This is a genomic window from Dactylosporangium darangshiense (assembly GCF_039537565.1).
Lineage (GTDB): Bacteria > Actinomycetota > Actinomycetes > Mycobacteriales > Micromonosporaceae > Dactylosporangium > Dactylosporangium darangshiense.
Window position 1 is genome coordinate 115,478 of sequence record NZ_BAABAT010000004.1, and the last position, 21,353, is coordinate 136,830.

At 71.4% G+C, this 21,353-nt stretch carries 28 protein-coding genes; 8 read left to right on the top strand and 20 right to left on the bottom strand.

Going from position 1 to position 21,353, the window contains the following annotated elements; translation table 11 throughout:
• Positions 1-8: 8 nt before the first annotated feature.
• A complete protein-coding gene (locus ABD901_RS10320) occupies positions 9-317 on the bottom strand; it encodes a GroES family chaperonin (protein WP_345124581.1) in 309 nt (102 codons plus the stop codon).
• A gap of 174 nt (positions 318-491) precedes the next feature.
• On the opposite strand from ABD901_RS10320, the gene ABD901_RS10325 reads away from it, so the two are divergent.
• Entirely contained in the window at positions 492-1,748 is a 1,257-nt protein-coding gene (locus tag ABD901_RS10325) for an AI-2E family transporter (RefSeq protein ID WP_345123810.1), read from the top strand.
• Positions 1,749-1,770: 22 nt separating this feature from the next.
• Here the strand turns inward: ABD901_RS10325 and ABD901_RS10330 are convergent, their stop codons facing one another.
• The 13 genes from ABD901_RS10330 to mtfM all read right to left on the bottom strand — a co-directional run bounded on the left by ABD901_RS10330 (position 1,771) and on the right by mtfM (position 9,935).
• A complete protein-coding gene (locus tag ABD901_RS10330) occupies positions 1,771-2,508 on the bottom strand; it encodes an alanyl-tRNA editing protein (protein ID WP_345123812.1) in 738 nt (245 codons plus the stop codon).
• 91 nt (positions 2,509-2,599) lie between these two features.
• Positions 2,600-3,049: a hypothetical protein gene (locus ABD901_RS10335; RefSeq protein WP_345123814.1), complete on the bottom strand. Its 450-nt coding sequence runs from the start codon at positions 3,047-3,049 to the stop codon at positions 2,600-2,602.
• A complete protein-coding gene (locus ABD901_RS10340) occupies positions 3,046-3,633 on the bottom strand; it encodes an RNA polymerase sigma factor (protein WP_345123816.1) in 588 nt (195 codons plus the stop codon). Before ABD901_RS10340 ends, ABD901_RS10335 begins: the two co-directional genes overlap by 4 nt.
• A gap of 64 nt (positions 3,634-3,697) precedes the next feature.
• On the bottom strand, positions 3,698-4,588 hold the full coding sequence (locus ABD901_RS10345; protein WP_345124582.1) for an alpha/beta fold hydrolase: 891 nt from the start codon (positions 4,586-4,588) through the stop codon (positions 3,698-3,700).
• Position 4,589: 1 nt separating this feature from the next.
• On the bottom strand, positions 4,590-4,916 hold the full coding sequence (locus tag ABD901_RS10350; RefSeq protein WP_345123817.1) for a DUF2516 family protein: 327 nt from the start codon (positions 4,914-4,916) through the stop codon (positions 4,590-4,592).
• A 68-nt stretch (positions 4,917-4,984) separates the two neighbouring features.
• Entirely contained in the window at positions 4,985-5,455 is a 471-nt protein-coding gene (locus ABD901_RS10355; protein ID WP_345123818.1) for a hypothetical protein, read from the bottom strand.
• The gene (locus ABD901_RS10360; RefSeq protein ID WP_380137087.1) at positions 5,452-5,871 is read right to left on the bottom strand and encodes a helix-turn-helix domain-containing protein; all 420 of its coding nucleotides are present in this window, start codon (positions 5,869-5,871) and stop codon (positions 5,452-5,454) included. Before ABD901_RS10360 ends, ABD901_RS10355 begins: the two co-directional genes overlap by 4 nt.
• 70 nt (positions 5,872-5,941) lie before the next feature.
• Positions 5,942-6,895: an asparaginase gene (locus ABD901_RS10365; RefSeq protein ID WP_345123819.1), complete on the bottom strand. Its 954-nt coding sequence runs from the start codon at positions 6,893-6,895 to the stop codon at positions 5,942-5,944.
• Complete coding sequence (locus ABD901_RS10370; RefSeq protein ID WP_345123821.1) at positions 6,888-7,721, bottom strand: beta-keto acid cleavage family enzyme; 834 nt, start codon at positions 7,719-7,721, stop codon at positions 6,888-6,890. Before ABD901_RS10370 ends, ABD901_RS10365 begins: the two co-directional genes overlap by 8 nt.
• Before the next feature lie 31 nt (positions 7,722-7,752).
• The gene (gene ygfZ, locus ABD901_RS10375; RefSeq protein WP_345123824.1) at positions 7,753-8,817 is read right to left on the bottom strand and encodes a CAF17-like 4Fe-4S cluster assembly/insertion protein YgfZ; all 1,065 of its coding nucleotides are present in this window, start codon (positions 8,815-8,817) and stop codon (positions 7,753-7,755) included.
• 8 nt (positions 8,818-8,825) lie between these two features.
• On the bottom strand, positions 8,826-9,236 hold the full coding sequence (locus ABD901_RS10380; RefSeq protein WP_345123827.1) for a Fur family transcriptional regulator: 411 nt from the start codon (positions 9,234-9,236) through the stop codon (positions 8,826-8,828).
• A 10-nt stretch (positions 9,237-9,246) separates the two neighbouring features.
• The gene (locus tag ABD901_RS10385) at positions 9,247-9,834 is read right to left on the bottom strand and encodes a heme-binding beta-barrel domain-containing protein (RefSeq protein ID WP_345123829.1); all 588 of its coding nucleotides are present in this window, start codon (positions 9,832-9,834) and stop codon (positions 9,247-9,249) included.
• On the bottom strand, positions 9,831-9,935 hold the full coding sequence (mtfM, locus tag ABD901_RS10390) for a small membrane protein MtfM (RefSeq protein WP_033363477.1): 105 nt from the start codon (positions 9,933-9,935) through the stop codon (positions 9,831-9,833). Before mtfM ends, ABD901_RS10385 begins: the two co-directional genes overlap by 4 nt.
• Before the next feature lie 12 nt (positions 9,936-9,947).
• Between mtfM and ABD901_RS10395 the strand changes: the two genes are divergently transcribed.
• Positions 9,948-10,322 (top strand): DsrE family protein, encoded by a 375-nt coding sequence (locus ABD901_RS10395; RefSeq protein ID WP_345123831.1) that lies wholly within the window; start codon positions 9,948-9,950, stop codon positions 10,320-10,322.
• Between the two features lie 94 nt (positions 10,323-10,416).
• On the opposite strand, the gene ABD901_RS10400 is transcribed toward ABD901_RS10395, so the two are convergent.
• The 6 genes from ABD901_RS10400 to ABD901_RS10420 all read right to left on the bottom strand — a co-directional run bounded on the left by ABD901_RS10400 (position 10,417) and on the right by ABD901_RS10420 (position 15,089).
• On the bottom strand, positions 10,417-11,202 hold the full coding sequence (locus ABD901_RS10400) for a hypothetical protein (RefSeq protein ID WP_345123833.1): 786 nt from the start codon (positions 11,200-11,202) through the stop codon (positions 10,417-10,419).
• Positions 11,203-11,397: 195 nt separating this feature from the next.
• Complete coding sequence (locus ABD901_RS10405; RefSeq protein ID WP_345123835.1) at positions 11,398-11,709, bottom strand: DUF1416 domain-containing protein; 312 nt, start codon at positions 11,707-11,709, stop codon at positions 11,398-11,400.
• Between the two features lie 20 nt (positions 11,710-11,729).
• Complete coding sequence (locus ABD901_RS10410; protein ID WP_345123837.1) at positions 11,730-12,581, bottom strand: sulfurtransferase; 852 nt, start codon at positions 12,579-12,581, stop codon at positions 11,730-11,732.
• A 209-nt stretch (positions 12,582-12,790) separates the two neighbouring features.
• A complete protein-coding gene (locus tag ABD901_RS59000) occupies positions 12,791-12,883 on the bottom strand; it encodes an Ms5788A family Cys-rich leader peptide (RefSeq protein WP_425556675.1) in 93 nt (30 codons plus the stop codon).
• A gap of 31 nt (positions 12,884-12,914) precedes the next feature.
• Positions 12,915-13,685, bottom strand: coding sequence for an LmeA family phospholipid-binding protein (locus ABD901_RS10415; RefSeq protein WP_345123838.1), 771 nt, complete (start codon positions 13,683-13,685; stop codon positions 12,915-12,917).
• A gap of 354 nt (positions 13,686-14,039) precedes the next feature.
• Positions 14,040-15,089, bottom strand: a complete 1,050-nt coding sequence (locus tag ABD901_RS10420; RefSeq protein WP_345123840.1) for a hypothetical protein — start codon at positions 15,087-15,089, stop codon at positions 14,040-14,042.
• A 314-nt stretch (positions 15,090-15,403) separates the two neighbouring features.
• On the opposite strand from ABD901_RS10420, the gene ABD901_RS10425 reads away from it, so the two are divergent.
• The 6 genes from ABD901_RS10425 (at position 15,404) to pstB (ending at position 21,348) form a co-directional block, all read left to right on the top strand.
• The gene (locus ABD901_RS10425; protein WP_345123842.1) at positions 15,404-16,105 is read left to right on the top strand and encodes a winged helix-turn-helix transcriptional regulator; all 702 of its coding nucleotides are present in this window, start codon (positions 15,404-15,406) and stop codon (positions 16,103-16,105) included.
• A 42-nt stretch (positions 16,106-16,147) separates the two neighbouring features.
• Entirely contained in the window at positions 16,148-17,110 is a 963-nt protein-coding gene (mshD, locus tag ABD901_RS10430) for a mycothiol synthase (protein ID WP_345123844.1), read from the top strand.
• Between the two features lie 241 nt (positions 17,111-17,351).
• Positions 17,352-18,467, top strand: a complete 1,116-nt coding sequence (gene pstS, locus ABD901_RS10435) for a phosphate ABC transporter substrate-binding protein PstS (RefSeq protein WP_345123846.1) — start codon at positions 17,352-17,354, stop codon at positions 18,465-18,467.
• A 99-nt stretch (positions 18,468-18,566) separates the two neighbouring features.
• On the top strand, positions 18,567-19,472 hold the full coding sequence (pstC, locus tag ABD901_RS10440; protein WP_345124583.1) for a phosphate ABC transporter permease subunit PstC: 906 nt from the start codon (positions 18,567-18,569) through the stop codon (positions 19,470-19,472).
• Positions 19,472-20,554, top strand: a complete 1,083-nt coding sequence (pstA, locus tag ABD901_RS10445; protein ID WP_345123848.1) for a phosphate ABC transporter permease PstA — start codon at positions 19,472-19,474, stop codon at positions 20,552-20,554. The genes pstC and pstA overlap by 1 nt, the downstream gene beginning before the upstream one ends.
• 17 nt (positions 20,555-20,571) lie before the next feature.
• Complete coding sequence (gene pstB, locus ABD901_RS10450) at positions 20,572-21,348, top strand: phosphate ABC transporter ATP-binding protein PstB (protein WP_345123850.1); 777 nt, start codon at positions 20,572-20,574, stop codon at positions 21,346-21,348.
• The last annotated feature ends 5 nt before the right edge of the window (positions 21,349-21,353 follow it).

Consider the following 21,353-nt stretch of genomic DNA (forward strand, 5'->3'; position numbering starts at 1 on the left):
CCGGTTCCTTACAGGTAGAGGCCCGTGGAGTCCGGCTCGACCCGGCGGGCCGCGACCGCGTGCACGTCCCGCTCGCGCAGCAGCACGTAGTCGCGGCCCTGCAGCTCCACCTCGGAGCGGTCCTCGGGGTCGAACAGCACCCGGTCCCCGGACACGATCGAGCGCACGTTGGGCCCGACGCCGACCGCGGTGGCCCACGACAGCCGCTTGCCGACCGACGCAGTGGCCGGAATCACGATCCCCGACACGTGCCGGCGCTCGCCCTCGGCGCCCTCGAGCCGGACGAGGACCCGGTCGTGCAGAAGCCTGATCGGCAAGGCTTCCTCGGACGCAGCGGCGGACGTCTGGGCGGTGGATGACGGGTAGCCGGCCGCGGGTTGTGCTGTCACGCTTGCGACGCTACCGCCTGGGTGCGTGCCAACGCCGCGCGACCCGGACTACGGTGGGGTCCTGGCAGGTGGCGGGGTTGCGTGTCAAGGGAGGTTCGTTACGTGGGCCGGTTCGATACGGTGCGGGCGGGCCTGCGCCGCGCATACCTGCAGCGCCTGGAGGCCGCCAAGGCCGAGCGCGAGGCCGCCGCGGCCGCCGCGGAGCAGGCCGCCGTGCCGGATCCGCCCCCCGAGCCCGAGCCGGACCTGAGCCACACCACGACGACGAGCCGGGACGACGCCGAGGTGCCGCACGGCCTGCGCATCGCCGCCGCCTGGTCCTGGCGCCTGCTCATCCTGATCGCCGCCGGCGCGGTGCTGCTGTGGCTGGTCGGCCGCCTCAAGACCGTGCTGATCCCGCTGAGCATCTCGCTGCTGCTGTCGGCCCTGCTGGCCCCCGTGATGGGCGTGCTGCGCCGCCGCGTGAAGCTCCCGCCGTCGCTGGCCGCGTTCGTCGTGCTGATCGCCGGCCTGGCCACCGTGGCCGGCGTGCTGACCCTGGTCATCAGCGAGTTCGTCGACGGCTTTCCGGCCCTGTCCGACAAGGCGTCGATCGGCGTGCAGCAGATCCAGACGTGGCTGACGACGGGCCCGCTGCACCTGAGCGGCCGCCAGCTGGACGCCACCTTCGACGCCGCCACGACCTGGCTCAGCGACAACCGGGGCAGCCTGACCGACAGCGCCGTCAACACCGCGACGGCCACGGTCGAGTTCCTGGCCCTGATGCTGCTGATCCTCTTCGTCACGTTCTTCTTCATGCGCGACGGCAAGCGCATCTGGTACTTCCTGACCGGCATCCTGCCCACGCCGGCCCGCGACCCGATCCGCCGCGCCGGCGAGGCCTCCTGGCACACCCTGGTCGCCTACGTCCGCGCCACGGTGCTGGTCGCCTTCATCGACGCTCTCGGCATCGGCCTGCTGCTCTTCTTCCTGAACGTCGACTTCTGGTTCCCCCTGGCCACCCTGGTCTTCCTGGGCGCCTTCGTCCCGATCGTCGGCGCGACGGTCTCCGGCGCCGTGGCGGTCCTGGTGGCCCTGGTGGACGAGGGCGCCATCACCGCCCTGGTCGTCCTGATCGGCGTGATCGCCGTGCAACAGCTCGAGGGCCACGTGCTGCAGCCGCTGATCATGGGCCGCGCGGTCTCGGTCCACCCACTGGCGGTCATCGTGGCGATCGCGACGGGCGTGGTGCTGGCCGGCATCATCGGCGCGCTGGTCGCGGTGCCGCTGGTGGCGGTGCTGAACACCGGCATCCGCCACCTGGTCGAACACCGCCGCGAGCCCCCTCCGGACGCGGTGATCATCTCGTCGGACCCGTGATCGGGGGCTCGCGGGCCTGAGGTCAGTCGCTCAGGCGGACGCGGACGCGGCGGTTGGCCTTGCCCTTGCTCTCCACCTTCACCACCTGCAGGCGGCCGATCTGGGCCGTCGACGCGACGTGCGTGCCGCCGTCCGCCTGCGTGTCCAGGCCGATGATGTCGACGATGCGGATCTCCGACTCGTCGGCGGGGATCAGGTTGGACTGCGTCCGGATGATGTCGGGCAGGGCCAGGGCCTCGTCGCGGCCGAGCACCTTCGTCACCACCTTGCGGTCGGCGACGACCTCGGCGTTGACCAGCTCCTCGAGGCGGGCCTTGAAGTCCGGCGGCACCTCCGGCAGGTTGAAGTCCATCCTGGCCTCCGCCGGCTCCATCGAGCCGCCGGTCACCAGGGCGCCGAAGTCGCGGAAGACCACGCCGCACAGGACGTGCAGGCCGGAGTGGGTGCGCATGAGCTTGGTGCGGCGATCGTCCTCGACGGCGCCGGTCACCTCGGTGCCGGACGGTGGGAGCGGGTCGCCCTCGGCGGGCTGCAGGTACAGGTCGTCGGCCTTGCGAGTGCCGACGATGCGGGTCTGGACGCCCTGCCAGAGCAACACGCCGTGGTCCGGGGGCTGGCCGCCCCCGCCGGGGTAGAACGCCGAACGATCGAGCACGATGCCGTCCTCGGCCGACGAGTGCAGCACCGTGCAGGTCCACTCGCGAAGCGTCGGGTCGGCCAGGTCCAGCCGGTAGGTCCGGCCGTGATGTGTGACACCCATGAAAGCCGACTATATGCGGCGGGTCGGGCCTGCCCAGCATGGCGAAGAAGTCATGCAATACAGATTCCGTCAGCCCCGGTTCTGATACGAGTCAGAGGGTCACCCATTCGGTCACTACTGGCGAGCCGTTCGCGGGGTGGAGGTACAGCCGGAACATCCCCCGCGGCAGAGGGCGCAGCGCGAACCAGCCGAGATCGTCGACCTCGGCCTCGATCCGGGAGCCGTGGCGGGAGCGCAGCTCGATGCGGCCGGGCCCCGGCGGCACGACCTGGCCGACGAGGGCGTCCTCGCCGACCTCGACCTCGATGGTGAGGCGGCGGGCGGCGAACGTGAACGAGCGCAGCCGGGCGGCGCCGGGCTCGTCGCCGGCGGCGCGGACCGTGGCGGTCTCGGCGGCGGCGAACGTGGCGAGCTCCTCGTCCACGGTCCGCCAGGCGAAGGCGGCGCGCCCGGCCGCGAGGAAGGACTCCGGGACGGCGGCGGCCTCCCGGACCGCGGCCCCGAGGTCGCCGAGCAGGCGGTCATCGTCGCGGTCGCTCACGGCGTCACCTCCGAGCGGGCGTCCAGGAGCGGGGCCATCGCGGGATCGCGGCGCAGGCGGGACAGGCAGCGCTGGCGGTTGGGGCCGATCGCTCCGACGGCGATGCCGATCTCGGCGCTGATCTCGGCGTACGGCATGGGCGGGTCGGCGAAGAGCAGCGCCAGCAGGCGGCGGCAGCGCTGCGACAGGGCGGCGAACGCCTCGCGCAGCGCGATCGCGCGCTCCTGGGCCAGCAGCCACGCGTCGAACCCGGGGTCGTCGTCGGGGCGGCGCTCGTCGGGGGCGGCGGGGACCGTGCGCCGGTGCGCGCGCAGCACCCGCAGGCACTCGTTGCGCGTCGTGGTGGTGATCCAGCCGGGCATGGCGGCCGGCTCGCGGATCGTGGCCAGCCGCTCGACCAGCCGCAGCCAGACGGCGGCGCCGACGTCCTCGGTGTCGGCGTCCTGCAGGCGGTACCGCCGGCAGATCCCGTAGACCAGGGGCGCATAGCGGGCCACGAGCGCGTCCCAGGCGGCCTGCTCGCCGGCGCGCGCCCGCGCGACCAGAGCCACCAGCGTCGGGTCGTCGCGCATGGTCTCAATCATGCATGTCATGACGCCCAGACGGATGCGCGGAGCGGCGCCCTGATGCAATCAGGCGTTCGTCAAGTCAGGCATTGAGGAAGCTCGAGATGCGCGAGCGCAGGTCGGCCCGCTGGGTCCACAGGACGCCGGGACGGTCGTAGATGTGCAGCTGCACCTTCGGCAGCGCCGCGGCGAGCTGCTCGGCGACGGCGGCCGGGTGCAGGTCGTCGCCCCGGGCGCCGATCACGAGGCAGTCCGCGGTGACGGCGGAGAGGTCGGCCCGGTCGCCGATCGCGGCCTGCTCCGGCAGGCTCGCCAGGCCCGCGGCCAGGCCGTCGCGCATGAGCTGGTCGAGGCGCTGGCGCAGGAACGCCCAGACCGAGGGCGTGTTGCGCATCTGGGCCGGGACCTCCTGCGAGATCACGTCGGCCACCGCCGCGGCGTCGCCGGCCTCGATCGCCTCGAGCAGGGCGCCGAGGCGCTCCTGTGCGGCGACCGGCCGCGGCGCGTCGAGCACGGCGGGCAGGAAGAACACGGCGCGCTCGAACCGGCCGGGGTTGTCGGCCAGCAGCCGGGTCAGCGCGCCGGCGCCCAGGCTGACGCCGAGCGCCCGGGTGGCGCCGGAGAGGTCGGCGATGGCGCGAAGGTCGCGGGCCAGGTCCGTGTAGGTCCACACGCCGCCCGGCGCCGCCGACTGCCCGTGCCCGCGGAACTGGAAGAACACCTTCCGGCCGTGCACCGCGCTGCCCAGCGGGCGGGTCTCGGCGATGCCGCTGCCGAGGCCGTGCGCGAACACGGTCACCGGGGCGCCCTCGCCGGTGACCAGCTGCTCGAGCTCGACCCCGTGCGGGGTCGCGACGAGCTCGGTCGGCGGCGTGGGCAGGGTCGGCCGGCCGGTCTGCGGCCCCCGGGTCACGGGCGGGCGGAACCGATCGGGGCGCCCGTCCGGCGGGGGCGGCCAGCGGAAGTCCATCAGCTCACCAGGAGCCGTGGCCGTCGACCGCGTCGCGCAGGGCGGGGCGGATGTCGAGCAGGTACACCGCGAAGATCCCGGTCGCGATGAGCGAGAAGATGCCCAGGAAGCCCAGCCCCAGGTTGGGCGAGATCGCGGTGAGCAGCTCGCCGCCGCCGATGAGCGCGAGCCAGATGGACTTGGACATGGTGCCGATCGCCGGGAACGCGTCGTTGCGCTGCACCACGCAGTGCAGGAAGGCCGCGGCACCGAGCACGAGGCAGAAGATCCACACGGTGATCGAGATGTAGTTCTCGACCTGTGAGTAGAAGATCGGGACGGCACTCACCATGCAACGAGCTTATGCCGAAGCCCTCCGGCCCGTGCGAGACGGTGCCGGAGGGCTCCCGAGAAACACCGTTACTTCTTGGGGTCGGCCTTGGGCGCGGCCTTCTTGGCGACGGTCTTCTTCGCCGGCGGCGCGGCCGGCTCGGCCTGCGCGGTGGCGGTGGCGGTCACGGCCTTCTTGGCCGGCTCCAGCTCGACCTTCGCCCCGGCCTCGGCGCCGCGGGCGGTGCTCACCACGCGCTCGCCGCGGGCGACGAGGTCGGTGTAGACGGCCACGGCACGGTCCTGCGCCACCTGGGCGCCCGCCTGCGCGTTCGCCAGGAGGTTGGCGGCGTTGCGGCGGGCCACGCCGCGCAGCCGGTTGAGGTCGCCGCGGAGGTTGGCGTCCGCGACGTTGGGGCGCAGCTCCTCGGCGCGGGCGCGCAGCTGGGCGACCTGCTCGGGCAGCTTGCGCAGCTGCTGGTAGGCGAGGTCACCGGCGCCGGCGACCGCATACAGCGGAGTGGGGATCTTGCGAGTGGTGGTCTTCGTGGTGGTGGTCACTGCGACTCCTCGTGGGAACGTGTCGGCTCCGGTTCGGGCTCCGCCGCGGCGGCGTCCCCGCCGTCGTCGGGGGCCACGGCGTTCCGCGCGTTTTCCCGGCGGAACGTCTCGTAGATCTGGGTGAGCGACTGCTTCTGGGCGACCGTGAGGTCACCGTCCGCGGCGATCGCGGCGAGCACGTCGTGCCCCTCGCGCTCGAGCAGCCCGGCCCGCAGGTACATCAGCGGGGTCGACACCCGCAGTGCACTCGCGAGCTGAGCCAGCACCTCGGCGCTGGGTTTGCGCAGGCCGCGCTCGATCTGGCTCAGGTACGGGTTGCTCACTCCGGCCTGCTCAGCGAGCTGGCGGAGCGAGATGCGCGCGTTACGGCGCAGGTCACGGATGAACCCACCCAGGTCGCGCGGCTCTTCTGTCACGCTTACCGACGGTAGCGCGGCCTGCTAACTCTTGCAAGCGAAACGCTAGCCAGAGCTAGCGTGAACCGCCTCACCACCCCGAGCGAACCACGCCGACCTCGAGCCCGCCGCCGAACAGCGGAACTTCCACCCGGCCCGGCAGCGACACACCCAGGCGCGCGAACCCGGCGGCGAGCACCGGCAGCCGGGCCCGCATCCCGCCGTCGTCGATCTTCAGCGCGACCGCGCCGACGCCGGGCAGGGCGGCCGCCGCGACGCCCTCCGCGCCGCTCTTGAGCAGCAGGCCCGGCAGCGCGCGCATGAGCCGGGTGTCGTCCTCGCCCGGGTCGTCGCCGGAGACCAGGTGCGGGTGCGCCCGCATCGCGTCGGCGACGGACCGCTCGGGCGAGCCGGCCGGCGCGCCGACGAGCCGCAGGAACGCGCCGGCCAGGCCGCGCAGCGAGACGGCGAGCAGCGGCGCGCCGCAGCCGTCGACCCCGGTCGCGCGCACCGGCTCGCCGGTCAGCTCCTCGACCGCGGCGGTCAGCCCTAGCTGGAGGGGGTGCGCCGGGTCCAGGTAGGTCGCGAGGGGCCAGCCGTTGGCCTGCGCGGTGCGCAGCATCCCGGCGTGCTTGCCGGAGCAGTTCATGAACACCGGCTCGCGGCCGTGCCCGGCGCGGACCACGGCGTCGCGGGCGTCCTCGGACAGCGGGTAGTCCGGCGGGCACCGCAGCGCGTCAACCGGGATGCCCGATTCGTCCAACATGCGGCGGACGGCCGAAATGTGCACCTCATGCCCTCGATGGCTGGCCGCGACCAGCGCGAGGTCCGCCGCGTCCACCGTCAACCCCGCGCGCAGCAGGCCGACCGCCTGCAGGGGCTTGCTCGAGGAGCGCGGGAAGAAGCCGCCGAGCACGTCGCCGGCCCAGGCCGCGACCTCGCCGTCGGCGTCGAGCACGACGACCGAGCCGTGGTGGCGGCTCTCGACCACACCGCTGCGGACCACCTCGGCGACGAGCTCGCCGCCGGCGTACAGGTCAGACATGCTTGATCCCCAGCAGTGCGCGGGCGTCGTCGGCGGTCATCGGCGGGCGCTGTGCCAGGCGGGCGAAACCGCTGGCCCGGGCCACGAGCTGGGCGTTGCTCTCCACCGGCTGCCCCTTGGCGTAGGTGACCGTGTCCTCCATGCCGACGCGCAGGTGCCCGCCGGCGGCGAGCGAGGCCAGCAGCACCGGCAGCGAGGCCCGCCCGATGCCGGTCGCCGAGAACGTGGTGCCCTCGGGCAGGTCCCGCAGCGCCGCCTCGCATGCCGCGAGCGCGGCGACGGTGCCCGGCATGCCACCCGGCACCCCCATCACGAGGTCGACGTGGACGTGCCCGCCGGCCGGCAGCCCGTGCCGGTCCAGCAGGCGGCGCAGAGTTGCCAGCTGCCCGAGGTCGAAGATCTCGTACTCGGGCACGATCCCGCGATCCTGCATGCGCGTGTGCAGCTCCACGACGAAGGCCCAGCGGTTGAGGAACACGTCGTCGCCGAAGTTGACGGTGCCCATCGTGCACGAGGCCATGTCGGGCCCGGCCTCGAGCACGCGCAGCCGGTCCTCCTCGGGATCGGTGACCGCGCCGCCGCTGGAGAGCTGGACGATCAGCCCGGTCTCGGCGCGCAGCGCGGCGACGGCCTCCGTGAGCCGGCCGAGGTCGAGCGTGGGCTCCGCGGCGTCGTCGCGGAGGTGGACGTGGATCACGCTCGCGCCCACCGCCTCGCAGTCCCGGGCGGTGCGCACCAGCTCCTCGAGCGTCACGGGCAGCGCGGGAACGTCCGATTTGCGCGATTCAGCGCCGGTGGGGGCCACCGTGATCAACGTCGTTGTCATCACGGTGCCGATCCTGCCACGTGCCGCCTGGCTAATGCTCCGGGTCCATGGCGGCGGTGGAGAGGCCCACTCGCAGTACCGAATCCGGGGTCAGGTTCTGCTTCACCACCGCCAGGGCGATCATCCCCAGCTCGTAGTGGCGCACGGCAGTGCCCACGAAGCCGACCGGCCGTTCGCCGCCTTCCAGCATGACCGGGGTGTGCCGGGCCGGCAGCTCGTCGGTCGCGATGCCGTCGAGGTGCAGCAGCGCCAGCTTGCGCGGCGGGCGGCCCAGGTGATGCACCCGGGCGATGGTCTCCTGGCCGCGGTAGCAGCCCTTCTCCAGGTGCACGGCGGGTGCGGTCCAGCCGACCTCGGCCGGCAGCGTCTTGTGGTCGGTCTCGAAGCCGGCGCGCGGGCGCCGGGCGGCCACCCGCATCGCCTCGAAGGCCCAGACGCCGGCGAGCGGCACGCCGGCGGCCTCGACGACGTCGGGCACGGCCGGGCGCGGCACCAGCAGGTCGGCGCCGTAGGGCATCCGGCGGGCCCAGCCGCCGAACTGCAGCGCCGCCGCCGAGTACACGGCGGTGGGGCGCGGCGGCACCGAGCCGGTCGCGAACTTGGCGTCGGGCACGGCGAGCAGGTCGGGCGGCAGCAGCGGCCCGACGCCGAGCGCGATGAGGGCCTCGTCGGTCTGCGGCCCGACGATCGACAGCAGCGCCCAGTCGGCGCTCACCTCGGCCGGCTCGACCCGCATGAGGAAGCGCATCCGCTCCAGGAACGTCAGCAGGCCGGGCGCGTCGCCGGTGTCGAGCCAGGTGGCGTCGCCGTCGTCGGTCAGCACCGCGTGGTGCTCGACGTGGCCGTGCGGCGAGAGGACCAGCAGCTCGGAGCCGGTCATCGGGGCGAGGTCGCTCAGGTGCTGGGTGGTGAGGCTGTGCAGCCAGCCCAGCCGGTCGGCGCCGGGGATCGCCAGCACGCCCCGGTGCGAGCGGTCGACCAGACCCGCGGCGTTGTCCAGCAGGCGCTGCTCGCGGGCCGGGTCGCCGTAGTGTGCGACGGCGCCGGCATCGGGGTCGGTCGGGTCCAGGGCGGCAACGGGTACTGCGGTGGGCATGGTTCTCCTCAGCTGGGACCGCACTGGTCGCAGAGCCCGAACAGCGCGACGTGCCCGATGTCGAGGCGGAAACCCCGGCTGGCCCGTAGCTCGCCGGCGAGCCCGTCCAGCACCGGCGACGGCAGCTCCTGCACCGAGCCGCAGCCCCGGCACACCAGGTGGGCGTGCTGGTGCTCGTCGACCGCGTGATAGGTGGGCGCGCCGTGTGTCAGGTGGGCGTGCGTGATCAGCTCGAGCTCCTCGAGGAGCTCGAGCGTGCGGTACACGGTGGTGATGTTGACCCCGGCGGCCTTCTCGGCGACCTCGGCATGGATCTGCTCCGGCGTGGCGTGGCGCAGCCGGTAGACCGCCTCGAGCACGAGCTGCCGAGGCGCTGTCAGCCTCAGCCCGCGCGATCGGAGCATGTCCGCGAGGTCCATGGATACAAATCTAGCCCGCGACCCGCTCCAGGCGCGCCGAGAGGTGGACCTGCAGCGGCTGGCCCATCGCGGCCATGTCGAACGTGTACAGCAGCGCGCCCTCGACGATGCCGTAGAGCCGCTGGCCGCCGCGCACCTCCTTGGCCGTCGCGGTGCGCCCGACGCCGTCGGTGGCCATCTGCCACTGGGTGGTGCCGCGGGCCTGTCCGGCGTACAGCTCGACGATCCCGTTGGGCGCCGACAGCAGCACCTCGAGGTCGTCGGTCGCCTTGCCGTCGACCATCACCGGGCGCCACCAGCCGACCTCACGCTGTGCCGGGCGGATCGGGTTGGCGTCGGCGTCGATGATCCAGGAGCGCGACTCGTAGAACAGGAACGGCCGCCCGTCGTGGCTGAAGCGGACCTCCTGGCCGTAGTGGAAGCCCTCGATCGTCGGGTAGTCGCCCTGACCGCGCCCGCGCCACACGCCCACCAGCGGCAGCAGCCCGAGCAGCGCCGGATGCAGGTCCGGCCCCGAGCGCAGGTCATGCGTCTCCTCGAACGGATATTCCCCGACCGGAGCCAACCCCGCCCACGGCGGCGGCTGCACGTCAGTCACCAACGCCCCCTCGACACCCGAACCGCAAGGTAGATCAGGCCGCCGGCCAGCGCACCCATGCCGGCGACGAGCAGGCTCACGAACCCGATCTCCGTAACCATCACCGGAATCCTATGCTGCGAGACATGGCTCGTACTCTCGTCGTCAAGGCAACCGCCGGACTGGACGCCCCGGAACGCTGTTCGCAGGCCTTCACCGTGGCCGCGACCGCAGTAGCGGGCGGCGTCGCGACCTCGCTGTGGCTCACCGGCGAGTCGGTGTGGTTCGCGCTGCCCGGCCGGGCCGCCGAGTTCGAACTGCCGCACGCGGCGGCGCTGTCGGACCTGCTCGAGGCGATCCTGGCCGGCGGCAGCGTCACGGTCTGCACCCAGTGCGCCGCGCGGCGTGACATCGGCCCCGAGGATGTCATCCCCGGGATCCGGATCGCCGGAGCGGCGGCGTTCGTCGAGGAAGCGCTCCAGGACGAAGCTCAGGCGCTTGTGTATTGATATCTACTCGGGTCCGTGCAACTGACGACCGTTGTTCCCACCAGACACCGGTCGATGCTGGCGCATCTCCCTGCCATCTCCGCGGTGCCAAGGGCTAACAACCCGCGGTCGAGCTCACCACCAGGGAGTCGTCCTCGGCGCGCAGGGCCACGCCGGCCACGCCCGCGCGGAAGGCGAAGGACTTCGGCTCGTCGTGGACGACCGCCGAGGCGGGCACCGTGGCCTTGGCCTTGGCGGCGTCGCCGGACGTGACCGCCTCCACGGTCCACAGCGCGCCGCCGCCGGGGCAGGTGAGCCGGTGCGTGCGCCACTGCGAGGCGGGCTTGCCCAGCGTGTCCAGCACGGCCTGCACCGGCGCCCGGTTCGCGTTCTGCGACGCCGGCGTGGCCTCGACCACGGCCGCGTCCTGCACCCGGCAGCCGGTGTCCGCGGTGAACCGCAGCACGCCGGCCCCGGCTGTGCTGCCGCGCACCGACACGAAGTTGCCGGCGTCGGCGGTCAGCAGGTGCAGGTCGCCGCCGTGCGCGACGGCGGCCTTGTACTGCGCCGGCAGGGCGCCCTTGACGCGGTCCAGCGTGTCGGCCTCGGCGCCCTTCTTGACGTACACCATGAGATCCCGCGCAAACCGCGTGCCCTCGCGGGCCGTCGTCACCCGGCAGCTCATCTCCGTGCGGCGGTACGCGCCGAGCGCCGCCACCGACGCCTGCTGGTCGAGGCCGGCGTAGACGTGCCCCAGCGCGGCGTCGACGGTCGGCAGGGCGTCGGCGATCGTGGTCTGCTCGCGGGCGGTCGGGCGATCGTTGGAGTACGAGTACAGCGCGAGCCCGGCCACGACCACGGCCCACGCGACGACTCCGGTGACGATCCAGCGACGCTTCACGCCGGCAATCCTTGCAGCCGCAACGCGTGACGCCGCCCGCCGGGGTTGGGCCCGGCGAGCGGCGTCACGTTGTTTCTCGTGCTGTCTTGGGCTAAACGGGCGTTCAGCCGCTTGGCCGATCTGCCTGGTTCAGCCGATGGGTTGCTCCGGCCGATTGGGTTAGCCCGGCCGATTGGGTTGGTCCGGCCGATCTGCTCAGCCGACGGAGACGGCGACCTCGTTGATGCCGCGGTTCGCGGCCAGGGAGGCGTCGCCGTTGCCGGCGCGGGACAGGGCGCGCAGCGTCCAGTTGCCCGGGGCGGCGAAGAAGCGGAACTGCCCCGCCGGCGAGGTGACGACCTCGGCGGTGAACTCGCCGGTCGAGTCGAGCAGGCGCACGTACGCGCCGCCCACCGGGCCGTCGCCGGAGCTCACGACCCCGGTGATGACGGTTTCCTTCTCGACGTCGACGCTCGCGGGGAGCGGGGTGCTCTGGTCGGGCGCGGCGCAGCTGTCAGCGGTGCTCATCGTGTGTCTCCCTCTCCCTCTCAGGCCTGACCGGGCTCGTCGCCCAGCGCCACCGGCACGCCGACCAGCGAGCCGTACTCGGTCCACGAACCGTCGTAGTTGCGCACGTCGGCGTGGCCCAGGATCTCCTTGAGCACGAACCAGGTGTGCGAGGAGCGCTCGCCGATGCGGCAGTACGCGATCGTCGGCTTGCCGTTGTCGAGCCCGGCGGCGGCGTAGATCTCGGCCAGGTCGGCGTCGGACTTGAAGGTGCCGTCCTCGTTGGCGGCCTTGCTCCACGGCACCGAGATCGCGGTCGGGATGTGACCCGGGCGCTGCGCCTGCTCCTGCGGGAGGTGGGCCGGGGCGAGGAGGCGGCCGGCGAACTCGTCGGGGGAGCGGACGTCAACGAGGTTGGACACGCCGATCGCCTGGACGGCGTCGTCGCGGAAGGCGCGGATCGACAGGTCCTGGTCGTGCACGGCGACGTAGGTCGTGGCCGGGCGGGCGACGTCCTCCTTGTTCAGCGGGCGGGCGTCGAGCTCCCACTTCTTGCGGCCGCCGTCGAGCAGCTTGACGTCGCCGTGGCCGTACAGCTTGAAGTACCAGTACGCGTAGGCCGCGAACCAGTTGTTGTTGCCGCCGTAGAGCACGACCTTGTCGTCGTTGCCGATGCCCTTGGCCGACAGCAGCGCCTCGAACTGCGCCTTGTTGACGAAGTCCCGGCGGACCTGGTCCTGCAGCTCGGTCTTCCAGTTGATCCGGACGGCGCCGGGGATGTGCCCGCCGTCGTAGGCCGTGGTGTCCTCGTCGACCTCGACGAACACGACGCCGGGCGTCTCGATGTTCTGCTCGGCCCAGTCGGCCGTGACCAGGGCGGATTCGCGACTCATGGGTGTTCTCTCTCCCAGGAACGTTGGTTTGGGTTCGAGTCGCCACACGGGCATGAAGCCGCGCGCGACCCGAGGGGGACGGATCACGGTTTCGGCGATGAGTCTGTTGCCATTGCCAGGCGGACGATGAGCTTCTCGCCGGCCAGACCCATCGGTCTGGGGCGCCGCTGCCTCGAGCCGTTATCAGAGCACGCTGCAGGGCCGCACCATCAAGGGCGGCAACACAGGCAGGTGGCCACGCGGCACAGGTCGACCGCGCGCCTACGGGTGAGCAGCATGCTCATGGTCTGGGAGCCTAGCATCGCGGACCGTGCGGGCCCAGGGTCCGCTCGGTCACTGCCCCGTGAGCTTGACGTCGGCGGCCGAGGCGGTGACCAGCAGCCCGGCGTCGGTGGTCTGCACCGAATTGACGACCAGGTTGTAGGGCAGCCCGGGCAGCTTGACGGTGACCTGCAGCCGGTTCTGGTAGGTCTTGATGAGGTTGTTGACCTGCGCCGGCAGGCTGCCCTGGTCGGTGCTGACCGACTCGAGCTTGAGGCGCACCTTGCCCGCCTCCACGATCATGCTCCCCTTGGCGATGATCGTCGCGTTGAACCCCTGGAACGAGATCGGCACCCGCATCTCGATCTTGTTGTTGACGACCTTCAGGTCGACCTGCGAGGGATCGGTTGCGGCGGGCATCCCCGCCACCTCCAGCAGCGGCCGCACGTTGTCCCAGCTCATGGAGGCGTTACCGGTCACGATCCCGGCCGTGACGTCCCCCTTGCCGTTCATGAGGTCCTGGGCATCCGCCTTGATGGACTTGGCCTCGACGGTGAGCGTGTCCAGCTTGACGTTGTTCACCTGCGGCCGGTCGAGCTCGATCGTGATCTTCTGGTACTCCCCGGCGATGACCTGCGTCAGGAACGGAAAGCCATTGATCTTGACGTGCGGATCGCCTTCGTACGTCACCTCGTTGGCGGCCAGCTGCGCCTTCGTCTCGTCGGTGATCCGATTCTCGGCCACCCCCGCCGCGACACGGTCCACGATGGCGAGCACCCCGACCAGAATGATCAGCAGAACAACCAGCGTGATGCCGACCTTGGCCCGTCGTCTCGCCGCCACGGCACTCCCTCCGTCTTGTGGTCCCAGCCGTTCGTACCCACACACGAGGATTTCGTACCGGACCTACTCCGGCGACCCTCGCCACTCACTTTTGGCGCGAATCCACGAGCTCCACCGGTGATCTACACCGTTTCGCCACGATCGCGCTGCGCCAATGATGCCGCCCAAGCCTGGACACTCCCTGCAAGCCCCGCGCCGACGCGCGCACGCCTTTTCGCCAACCCGTTGACCGCGGGCACACTGGATACCCTACTTTTTCGCCTTTCGGGTGATAAATCGGGCATGGTGGCGCATTGAATGCTGTGGACTGGTTCGCCGGACCCGTGGAGCGTGCGGCTTGTTATAAGCGGCTTGTTATAAGAGGAGCAGGGTGCTGGCGACGTACGCGGCCGGGGCGGCGAAGGCGATCGCGCCGATCGGGCCCTGGATGTGGCGGGCCAGCCACAGCGTCGGCTCGTCGCCGTCGATGATGCGGCTCGCCTCGGCGTAACCGACCGACAGGTCGACCATGACCGCGACGATCGCCGTCGCCAGGCCGGCCAGGGCGCTCGGCAGCGGGCTCAGACCGTCCAGGTAGTTGCCGATCGCGCCCGCGGCCGCGGTGCCGACCATCGCGCCGAGCACCACGCCGGCGCCGCCGCGCGGGATCTGCGGAGCGATCCGCGGCAGGGGTGCGATCGCGTCGGCGAAGCGGGCGATGAAGAGGGCCAGGCCGGCCGAGGCCAGGCAGGCGACGATCGCCTGCGTGCCGTGTGCGTTGCGGCCGAGCACGACGAGACTCGCGAAGGAGACCACGCCCAGCGTGACCACGAGCGACGAGCCCAGCGACTCGGTGACGCGCTGGCGGCCCGCCGGGCGGGTGAGCTGGCCGACCACCCCGATGATGAAGCCGGCCGCGGTGACGTAGGCCAGCGGCGCCAGGGACGCGGGGCGGGTCAGGACGGAGGCCACGTCGGTGCCGATGGCGACGGCGATGCCCACGGCGCCGACCACACCGGGAGCGGGCGGGCGGCTCGCGATCGTCCAGACGCCGACGAACAGGGCCTGCACGCCGAAGACGATCACCGCGTAGGACTCGTGGGAGGTCTGTGCGCCGACGATCAGGGAGATCGCCACCAGCGCGGCGAAGCCGGCCACGCCGAGTGACACCAGGCGGCGGACCCTGGGCAGCGCGGCGTCGTCCTCGGGGGACTCGTCGTCCGGCTCGCCGGGCGGCTGGTCGTCCGCCTCCGCCGGGGCTCGCCGCTCACGGGCGGGGCGCTCCCGGCCGGACCGCGCCGGACCGCCACGGCCGGCGCTGCCGCCGTCGGGGCCGGGCTCGTCGCGGCGACGGCGACGGGAGGCCGACCCGGCGGCGGGGGGCCAGGCGCCGAAGTCCTCGGCGGGTGACGGGGTTGCGGGCACGCACCGATCGTGCCAGAACGGGCCGGATCCGGGCGCGGCGGGATGACGGGCGGGATGACGGGCGGGGTGCCGGGCGCACGAAATGCAACTCGCGCGCGCATACCATGTTGGCGCAAATGGTGGGATGTGGCTCAGCCGACTGTCTCGAACTGCGGTTCGACGGGTCTCAAAACGTGAGTACTCAGATATTCTCGTTCGGGATAGACCGACTATCGCCCGTCAGAGTTGCCGGGACGGAAACGAGCCGCCGCCCTGTGCCAGGGGCGCCACAGCGCCCGAGGGAAATCAGTGCGCCGCGGCCACGGAGGTGACTCGTGGAGATTCTGCTGCTGACCGCGGCGCCCGCGGGCCAGGTGGTGCTGCCGGGCCTGGACCTGCTGCCCCACACGGTGCGCACCGCCCCCCGTGATGTCCGCACGCTCGTGAGCGGGCCCAGCCCGGACGCCGTCGTGGTCGACGCGCGCACCGAGCTCGCCGACGCCCGCGCCACCTGCCGGATGCTGCACGCCACCGGGCTCGGCGTGCCGCTGCTGGCCGTCGTCACCGAGGCCGGCCTCGTCGCGCTGCACGCCGACTGGGGGGTCGACGACGTCATCCTGGCCTCGGCCGGGCCCGCCGAGATCGAGGCGCGGCTGCGCCTGGCGGTCGGGCGGCTCAACTCCGCCGCGGCCGCGTCCGGCGGCATGATCAAGGCCGGCGAGCTGTCCATCGACCCGGACACCTACGCCGCGAAGCTCAAGGGGCGCCCGCTCGACCTGACGTACAAGGAGTTCGAGCTGCTGAAGTTCCTGGCGCAGCACCCGGGCCGGGTGTTCACCCGCGACCAGCTGCTGCGCGAGGTCTGGGGCTACGACTACTTCGGCGGTACCCGCACGGTCGACGTGCACGTGCGGCGGCTGCGGGCGAAGCTCGGCTCGGAGTACGAGTCGATGATCGGCACGGTGCGCCAGGTGGGCTACAAGTTCGTCGTCCCGCCCGCGCGCCCGCTGCACGACGGTGAGCCGGTAAGGGTCTAAGGCCTTTCCATAAGTTACGGGGCGAGGGCATACCCTGAAGCGATGATCCCATCGCCCACGGTCAAGCGCGTCGAGCACCTCTCATCCGAGCAGGTCGAGCAGGTCCTGGCCCTGATGAAAGCGGCGGGCGACACCGACGGCGCGCTGCCGCTGTCCGAGCATGTCGTGCTGCACCTCCGGCACGGTGGCGAGGCTCCTGCGGTACACCTGCTGGCCCTCGATGAGACGGCCGGCCAGATCGTCGGCTATGCACACGTCGACACCACCGACGCCGTCGAGGGCGCCTCGGCGGAGCTGGTCGTGCACCCGCTGCAACGCCGGCGGGGGCTCGGGCGCGCCCTGGTCAGCGCGGCCATGGCCGTCGCCGACGAGCGCGCCGACGGCCGGCTGCGGCTGTGGGCGCACGGCGACCACCCGTCGGCCTCGGCGCTGGCGATCCGGCTCGGCTTCGACCGTGCCCGGGTGCTGCTGCAGCTGCGCCGCTCGCTGTTCGCGCCGCTGGAGGAGGTCGCGCTCCCCGCGGACGTGACGCTGCGCGCGTTCCGGCCGGGCGAGGACGACGAGGCGTGGCTGGCGCTGAACAACGCCGCGTTCGCCGACCACCCCGAGCAGGGCAAGTGGACGCTGGACGACCTGCACGTGCGGATCCGGGAGCCGTGGTTCGAGGCGGCCGGGTTCCTGCTGGCGCAGGCCGAGGACGGCCGGCTGCTGGGCTTCCACTGGACCAAGGTCCACGGCGAGGAGCACACGCACCCGCATGATGGCGAGGAGCCGCATGCACATGAGCCGATCGGCGAGGTGTACGTTTTGGGCGTGGCGCCCGACGCGCACGGCGCCGGGCTGGGCAAGGCGCTGACCCTCGCCGGGCTGTGGCACCTTCGCGGCCGCGGGCTTGCGCAGGTCATGCTGTACGTGGACGAGAGCAACACGCGGGCCCTGGCGCTGTACACGCGGCTGGGGTTCGTCCGGTGGTCGAACGACGTGTCGTTCCAGCGCTCGCTGTGACGGACGTCGCGCCGCAAAACGGACAGCCCGCATCACCGTTGGGCAGTTCACCCAATGGACAACTCGCCTCCGACCAGGCGTCATCTGCGGCCCGGCACCTGTTCACCCCACGTTCACCCTTCTCCAGAGGCGTGGTTACCTCGCCCTCTTAGCGTCCCTTCCAGTCGACGACCCGCGTCGGCCTTCCGGGCACCTCCCCAGGAAACGGAAGTCTCGGTACATTCCCGACGAAGGGACCGCAGTGAACCTCAAGCGGCACGGCCTCATCGCCGGCATCGCGATCACCGCGACGCTCGCGCTCGCCGCGTGCGGCTCGGACAACGAACCCACCCCCGCCGCCACCAACGGTGGCAGCGCCCCGGCCGGCAGCACCGTTGCGTGTGCCACCGGCTCTCTTACGGCTCAGGGCTCGACCGCGCAGAAGAACGCGATGGACGAGTGGATCAAGGGTTACCAGTCCAAGTGCTCGGGTGCCAAGGTCGACTACCAGGGCACCGGCTCCGGCGCCGGCATCACCGCCTTCTCGGGCGGCACGGCCGACTTCGCGGGCTCGGACTCGGCGCTGAAGGACGGCGACGAGGCGACCAAGGCCGCCGCTCGCTGCGGTGGCGCCCCGGCCCTCAACCTCCCGATGGTGACCGGTCCGATCGCGATCGCGTACAACGTCGACGGCGTCAAGGACCTCCAGCTCAAGCCGGAGACCCTGGCCAAGATCTTCAGCGGCGCCATCAAGACCTGGGACGACGCGGCCATCAAGGGCGACAACCCGAGCGCCACGCTCCCGTCGACCCCGATCCTCGCCGTGCACCGCTCGGACTCCTCGGGCACCACCGACAACTTCACCGGTTACCTGACCTCGGTCGCCCCGAGCGCGTGGACCGCCGGCAAGGACAAGGTATGGAAGGCCCAGGGCGGCCAGGCCGAGAAGGGCTCCGACGGTATCGCCGCGGCCCTGAAGAAGTCGGCCGGCTCGATCGGCTACGTCGAGTGGTCGTTCGCCAAGGCCAACTCGCTGAGCACCGCCAAGATCTACAACGGCTCGGGCGAGTACGCCTCGCTGACCGCCGACGCGGCCGGCAAGACCATCGCGGGCGCCAAGGTCACCGGCACCGGTGACGACCTGAAGCTCTCGATCGACTACGCCACCAAGGAGGCCGGGGCCTACCCGATCGTCCTGGTGACCTACGAGATCGTCTGCAGCAAGGGCAGCGCCACCGACAAGCTCGCGCTGATCAAGGGCTTCCTCGGCTACACGGTCAGCGCCGAAGGCCAGGGCTCGCTGGAGAAGCTGGGCTACGCCCCGCTGCCGGAGACGGTCCGCGCCAAGGTCGAGTCCTCGATCAAGAACCTGGCCTGACAGGAAGACTCGTTGAGCCAGCAGACTCTGCCCTCCACCTCCGCCGGTTCGCCCGGCGGAGGTGGTGGTCTTCCGCCGCGCAAGCGGTTCAGCGGTGACATGTTCTTCCGCGGGACCGCGACGGCCGCCGGCTCGATGGTGCTCGTCATCATCGCGGCGATCGCCGTCTTCCTGGTCGTCAAGGCCATCCCAGCCATCAACAAGGACACGGTCAACTTCTTCACCTACAAGGAGTGGTTCACCGACGGCGACCAGCCGAAGTTCGGCATCGCCGCCACGGTGTTCGGCACGGTCCTGACCGCTGCCCTGGCGCTGCTGATCTCGGTGCCGGTGGCACTGGGCATCGCACTGTGCCTGTCGCACTACGCGCACCGGCGGGTGGCCACCACGCTCGGCTTCGTCATCGACCTGCTCGCCGCCGTGCCCAGCGTCGTGTTCGGCCTCTGGGGCCGCGACTACTTCTACGAGCCCATCACGGACCTGTCGAAGTGGCTGCACGACGTGTTCGGCTGGCTGCCGATCTTCGGCAGCGGCGGCCCCTACGGCAAGTCGGTGCTGCTCGGCTCGGTCGTCCTGGCGATCATGATCCTCCCGATCGTCACGTCCCTGTCCCGCGAGGTCTTCCTGCAGACCCCGCCGGAGAACCAGGAGGCCGCGCTCGCACTGGGCTCGACCAAGTGGGAGATGATCCGCACGGCCGTCCTGCCGTACGGCCGCGCCGGCATCATCGCCTCGGTCATGCTCGGCCTGGGCCGCGCCCTCGGCGAGACCATCGCCCTCGCACTCACGCTGGGCAGCGTCTTCGCCGTGAACTTCGACTTCCTGGGCCCCGGCGGCATCACGATCGCCTCGAACATCGCCAACCGGTTCGGTGAGGCCAACGACCTCGGTCGCGGCGCCCTCATCGCCTCCGGTCTCGTGCTGTTCGTGATCACCCTGATCGTCAACATGGGCGCTCGCGCGATCGTCTACCGGCGCCGTGAGTTCGTCGGAGGGTCTGCGTAATGGCCGTCGAGTCCCCCTCCCGCCTGAGCGTGACCGACGCGCGCCAGCTGCGGACCAAGTCCCTTCCGGCGTGGACGGCGGCCGTGGTGGTCGTCGCGGCGATCGCCGTGTCGTTCGTGCTGATCAACCTCACCGGCGCGGGCGGCATGGTGCTGACCGGCGTCGTGGCGGCGATCCTGTTCGTGGCCTTCATGGGCATCGCGGCGACCATCGTGGAGGGCAGCCGTTCGGCGCGCAACCGCATGGCCACCGTGCTGATCTACGGCGCGTTCGTCCTGGCCCTGCTGCCGCTGCTCTCCGTGGTCTGGACGCTGATCACCAAGGGCAGCAAGCGCCTGGACGGGAACTTCTTCCAGACGTCGATGAACAACATCGGCGCCTTCGACGAGAAGGGCGGCGCCTACCACGCCATCGTCGGCACCCTGGAGCAGGCGGGCATCGCCACGCTCATCACGGTGCCGCTGGGCATCCTCGGCGCCATCTACATCGTCGAGTACGGCCGCGGCTTCCTGGCCAACGCGATCCGCTTCTTCGTCGACGTCATGACGGGCATCCCGTCGATCGTGGCCGGCCTCTTCGTCCTGTCGTTCTGGGTGTTCACCATCACCCCGCTCTGGAACGACGGCAAGGCCGCCTACTCGGGCTTCGCCGCCGCGCTGTCGCTCAGCGTGCTCATGCTGCCGACCGTGGTGCGCTCCACCGAGGAGATGCTGCGGCTGGTGCCGGGTGCGCTGCGCGAGGGTTCCTACGCGCTCGGCGTGCCCAAGTGGAAGACGATCACGAGCATCGTGCTCCCGACGGCGTTGCCGGGCATCGTCACCGGTGTCATGCTCGCGGTAGCGCGTGCCGCGGGGGAGACGGCGCCGGTCCTGCTGGTCGCCGGTGGTCTCAACTCGATCAACTTCAATGTGTTCAGCGGCAACCAGTCCTCGCTGTCCCTGTTCATCTTCGAGCAGGCCGGCGTCGCCTCGGAGTTCGCTCCCGGGCGGGCCTGGACGGCGGCCCTCACCCTGGTCGTGCTCGTCCTGGTACTGACCGTCGCGGCGAAGCTGCTCGCCCGCCGTAACAAGCTCGCCCGATAATCACTGGAGCGCCCCCCATGGCAAAAAGGATCGAAGCTCACGGCGTCACGTCGTACTACGGGTCGTTCAAGGCGATCGACTCCGTCTCGATGACGATCGAGCCCAAGTCGGTCACCGCGCTGATCGGGCCGTCGGGCTGCGGCAAGTCCACCTTCCTGCGGTCCATTAACCGGATGCACGAGGTCCTGCCCAACGCGCGCATCGAGGGCCAGCTCCTCATCGACGGGCAGAACATCTACGACCGTGACGTCGACGTCACGGCCGTGCGCCGCATGATCGGCATGGTGTTCCAGCGGCCCAACCCCTTCCCGACGATGTCGATCTTCGAGAACGTCGTCGCCGGCCTGCGCCTCAACGGCGTGCGCAAGAAGTCGGTGCTGGAGGAGACGGCGGAGAAGGCGCTGCGCAGCGCCAACCTCTGGAACGAGGTCAAGGACCGGCTGGGTCGCCCCGGCGCGGGCCTGTCCGGCGGTCAGCAGCAGCGCCTGTGCATCGCCCGGACGATCGCGGTCGAGCCGCAGGTCGTGCTGATGGACGAGCCCTGCTCGGCCCTCGACCCGATCTCGACGCTCGCGATCGAGGACCTGATCACCGAGCTGAAGAACCAGTACACGATCGTGATCGTCACGCACAACATGCAGCAGGCGGCCCGTGTGTCGGACCGCACCGGCTTCTTCTCGATCGACAAGACCGGGGAGCCGGGCCGGCTCATCGAGTACGACGACACGGCGAAGATCTTCACCAACCCCTCGGTGAAGAAGACCGAGGACTACATCACGGGCCGCTTCGGCTGATCGCC

What these genes read in the sequence shown, in the direction of transcription:
- ABD901_RS10370 (WP_345123821.1), bottom strand. Translation starts at nt 7,721, where the DNA reads ATGACAACGACGTTGATCACGGTGGCCCCCACCGGCGCTGAATCGCGC.
- ABD901_RS10340 (WP_345123816.1), bottom strand. Translation starts at nt 3,633, where the DNA reads ATGATTGAGACCATGCGCGACGACCCGACGCTGGTGGCTCTGGTCGCG.
- ABD901_RS10405 (WP_345123835.1), bottom strand. Translation starts at nt 11,709, where the DNA reads ATGAGCACCGCTGACAGCTGCGCCGCGCCCGACCAGAGCACCCCGCTC.
- mtfM (WP_033363477.1), bottom strand. Translation starts at nt 9,935, where the DNA reads ATGGTTACGGAGATCGGGTTCGTGAGCCTGCTCGTCGCCGGCATGGGT.
- ygfZ (WP_345123824.1), bottom strand. Translation starts at nt 8,817, where the DNA reads ATGCCCACCGCAGTACCCGTTGCCGCCCTGGACCCGACCGACCCCGAT.
- ABD901_RS10380 (WP_345123827.1), bottom strand. Translation starts at nt 9,236, where the DNA reads ATGGACCTCGCGGACATGCTCCGATCGCGCGGGCTGAGGCTGACAGCG.
- ABD901_RS10365 (WP_345123819.1), bottom strand. Translation starts at nt 6,895, where the DNA reads ATGTCTGACCTGTACGCCGGCGGCGAGCTCGTCGCCGAGGTGGTCCGC.
- pstC (WP_345124583.1), top strand. Translation starts at nt 18,567, where the DNA reads ATGTTCTTCCGCGGGACCGCGACGGCCGCCGGCTCGATGGTGCTCGTC.
- mshD (WP_345123844.1), top strand. Translation starts at nt 16,148, where the DNA reads ATGATCCCATCGCCCACGGTCAAGCGCGTCGAGCACCTCTCATCCGAG.
- ABD901_RS10330 (WP_345123812.1), bottom strand. Translation starts at nt 2,508, where the DNA reads ATGGGTGTCACACATCACGGCCGGACCTACCGGCTGGACCTGGCCGAC.
- pstB (WP_345123850.1), top strand. Translation starts at nt 20,572, where the DNA reads ATGGCAAAAAGGATCGAAGCTCACGGCGTCACGTCGTACTACGGGTCG.
- ABD901_RS10410 (WP_345123837.1), bottom strand. Translation starts at nt 12,581, where the DNA reads ATGAGTCGCGAATCCGCCCTGGTCACGGCCGACTGGGCCGAGCAGAAC.
- ABD901_RS59000 (WP_425556675.1), bottom strand. Translation starts at nt 12,883, where the DNA reads ATGCTAGGCTCCCAGACCATGAGCATGCTGCTCACCCGTAGGCGCGCG.
- ABD901_RS10350 (WP_345123817.1), bottom strand. Translation starts at nt 4,916, where the DNA reads ATGGTGAGTGCCGTCCCGATCTTCTACTCACAGGTCGAGAACTACATC.
- pstA (WP_345123848.1), top strand. Translation starts at nt 19,472, where the DNA reads ATGGCCGTCGAGTCCCCCTCCCGCCTGAGCGTGACCGACGCGCGCCAG.
- ABD901_RS10395 (WP_345123831.1), top strand. Translation starts at nt 9,948, where the DNA reads ATGCTGCGAGACATGGCTCGTACTCTCGTCGTCAAGGCAACCGCCGGA.